The organism is Dietzia sp. DQ11-38-2, assembly GCF_014145055.1.
GTDB lineage: Bacteria > Actinomycetota > Actinomycetes > Mycobacteriales > Mycobacteriaceae > Dietzia.
On sequence record NZ_JAALDW010000087.1, the window covers coordinates 1 to 2,785 of the forward strand.

A 2,785-nucleotide genomic window follows, 5' to 3' on the forward strand; every position below is an offset into this window, starting at 1 on the left:
TCCGCCGGACGGCGTTCGCGGTCCGGCGCTCGGAGGCCGACAGGGACGAGGTGTCCGCCCTGTTCAAGGACATCAGCGCCGCCGACGCCATTCCGGTGATCCGCGCGTTCTCCCTGTTCGCCCTGCTCGCCAACGTGGCGGAGGACCTGCATCAGGAGCGCCGCAGGCGGATCCACCGGGCCGCGGGAGAGTCGCCGCCCGACGGGGACCTGGAGGTCACGTGGACCCGGGTCGCGGACCTGCTGGCGGCGGACGACGACGAGCGACTGGCCGCCGTGCGGGCGACCGCCCGCGTGTCCCCGGTGCTCACCGCGCACCCCACGGAGACCCGTCGCCGGATGGTGTTCGAGGCCACCCGCCGGGTGCATCTCCTCATGGGTCGCCGGGACGATCTGCGCTCGAGGGACCAGGACCCGGTGACGGAGGCGGAGATCGCGGAGATCGAGCTCGAGCTGCGCCGCCTCGTGCTCGCGCTGTGGCAGACCGCTCTCATCCGTAACGAGCGTCCCCACATCGAGGACGAGGTGATGGCCGGTCTGCAGTACTACGAGGCCACCCTGCTGGAGGTGATCCCGCCGCTCAACGCCCAGATCGACGACCGCCTCGGGTGCGGGGGTCGTGCGGTGGTGCGGCCCGGTTCGTGGATCGGCGGCGACCGCGACGGCAACCCGTACGTCACGGGTGACGTGGTGCGGTTCGCCACCGACCGGGCGGCCGAGCTGCTGCACGGTCACTACGCCGAGCAGCTGCGACTCCTCGAACGCGAGTTGTCGATGTCGGCCCGGATCGTCGAGGTCGACCCGGGGATAGCCGCGTTGGCCGATTCCCTCGAGGACACCCAGGTCGAGGGGAGCCCGGCCCGGGAGGACGTACCGTTCCGCCAGGCGGTCCGCGTGGTCCGTCGTCGGCTCGCCGCGCGTGCCCGCGCGACCGGGTCGTCGCTGCCCCGCTCGGTACTCCTGTCCGCCGGGCGTCTCATCGGCCTGGACGACGATCCCCCGTACGAGGACCCGGAGGAGATGGCGGCGGACCTCGAGACCATCGACGCCGGACTCTCCGCGGTGGGGTCAGACCTGCTGCGGGCCCCGCGACTGCGGGACCTGCGGTGGGCGCTGAACTCGTTCGGGTTCCACCTGCAGTCCCTGGACATGCGCCAGAACTCGGAGTCGCACGAGGACCTGCTCACCGAGCTGTTCGCGCTCGCCGGGGTGTCCGAGGACTATTCGGCTCTCGACGAGGACGCCCGTGTCGAGCTCCTGCTCGCCGAGCTCTCCCACGATCGCCCGCTGCTGGGCGTCCGTGCGGAGCTCTCGGAGTTCGCGGACAAGGAGATGGGCGTCCTGCGTGCGGCCGCGGAAGCGGTCGCCGGGCTCGGACCGGACGTGGTGCCCCATTACATCGTGTCGATGTGCGGTTCGGTCTCCGACCTGCTCGAACCCGCCATCCTCCTCAAGGAGGTCGGACTGTTCTCCGGTAGCCCGGACGAACCCCGGTCGACCGTGCGCCTCATCCCGTTGCTGGAGACCATCGACGACCTCGCCGGCGGGGCGCGGATGCTCGACGCGGCGCTGGCGCTGCCCCAGTTCCGCGCACTGGTGCGCTCCCAGGAGGACGTGCTCGAGGTCATGCTGGGCTACTCGGACTCCAACAAGGACGGGGGGTACCTCGCCGCCAACTGGTCGCTGTACGAGGCCGAGCTCGCTCTGGTCGACGCGGCCGCACGCGCCGATGTGCACCTGCGCTTCTTCCACGGCCGCGGCGGCGCGGTGGGGCGCGGCGGCGGGAACTCCTACGACGCGATCCTCGCGCAGCCCCCGGGCGCGGTGCAGGGCGCGCTTCGGATCACCGAACAGGGGGAGATCATCTCCGCCAAGTACTCGGAGCCCGTCCGGGCCCGCCGCAACCTCGAGGCACTGGTGGCGGCCACCCTCGAGGTCTCGCTGCTCGACGTGGAGGGTCTGGGGGACGACGCGGAGCAGGCCTACGCGGTGATGGCCGCCCTCGCCCGCCTCGGTCGCGAGGCGTACGCCGAGCTGGTCCACGAGGACCCGGGGTTCATCGAGTACTTCACCACCTCCACCCCGCTCAGCGAGATCGGCGAGCTCAACATCGGCTCCCGCCCCACGTCCCGGAAGCAGACCTCCTCGGTCGACGACCTCCGGGCGATCCCGTGGGTGTTGTCGTGGTCGCAGTCCCGTGTGATGTTGCCCGGCTGGTTCGGCGTGGGCAGCGCCCTGAAGCGCTGGATCGACGACGGCGGGCCCACGGACTCGGAGGGCCACGACGCGGGGGGCGCCAACGCCGAGGAGCGGCTGGCCACACTGCGCCGCCTCTACCGGGACTGGCCGTTCCTCCGCACCACGCTGTCCAACATGGCCCAGGTCATGGCCAAGGCCGACATGAGTCTGGCGGGCCGGTACGCCGAGCTGGTCCCGGACGCCGAGGTGGGCAGGAGGATCCACGGGGTGATCTCCGACGAGTTCGAGCTCACCCGCGAGATGCTGCTGGCCGTGACCGGTCAGGAGACCCTGCTGGACGACAACCCGGCCCTCGCCCGCTCCGTCCGGAACCGGTTCCCGTATCTCGAACCGCTCAACAGGCTGCAGGTGGAGCTGCTGCGGCGCTACCGCGCGGGCGATCACGACCCCGACGTGCGCACGGGCATCCAATTGACGATGAACGGCCTGGCCACAGCGCTGCGAAACTCGGGCTGACCCGTCCACCGCGCCCGGCCGGCCGGAGCCAGGCCGGAGCCCGGCCGGGGGCGGCCGGGTCGCTACCGCAG

Annotated in this window: 1 protein-coding gene; it reads left to right on the forward strand. The window is 71.7% G+C overall.

The features are described 5' to 3' along the window. Positions 1–2,714 (forward strand): phosphoenolpyruvate carboxylase (ppc, locus tag G6026_RS03430; RefSeq protein WP_182612267.1); only part of this gene is annotated, 2,714 nt, incomplete at its 5' end. Between the last annotated feature and the right edge of the window lie 71 nt (positions 2,715–2,785).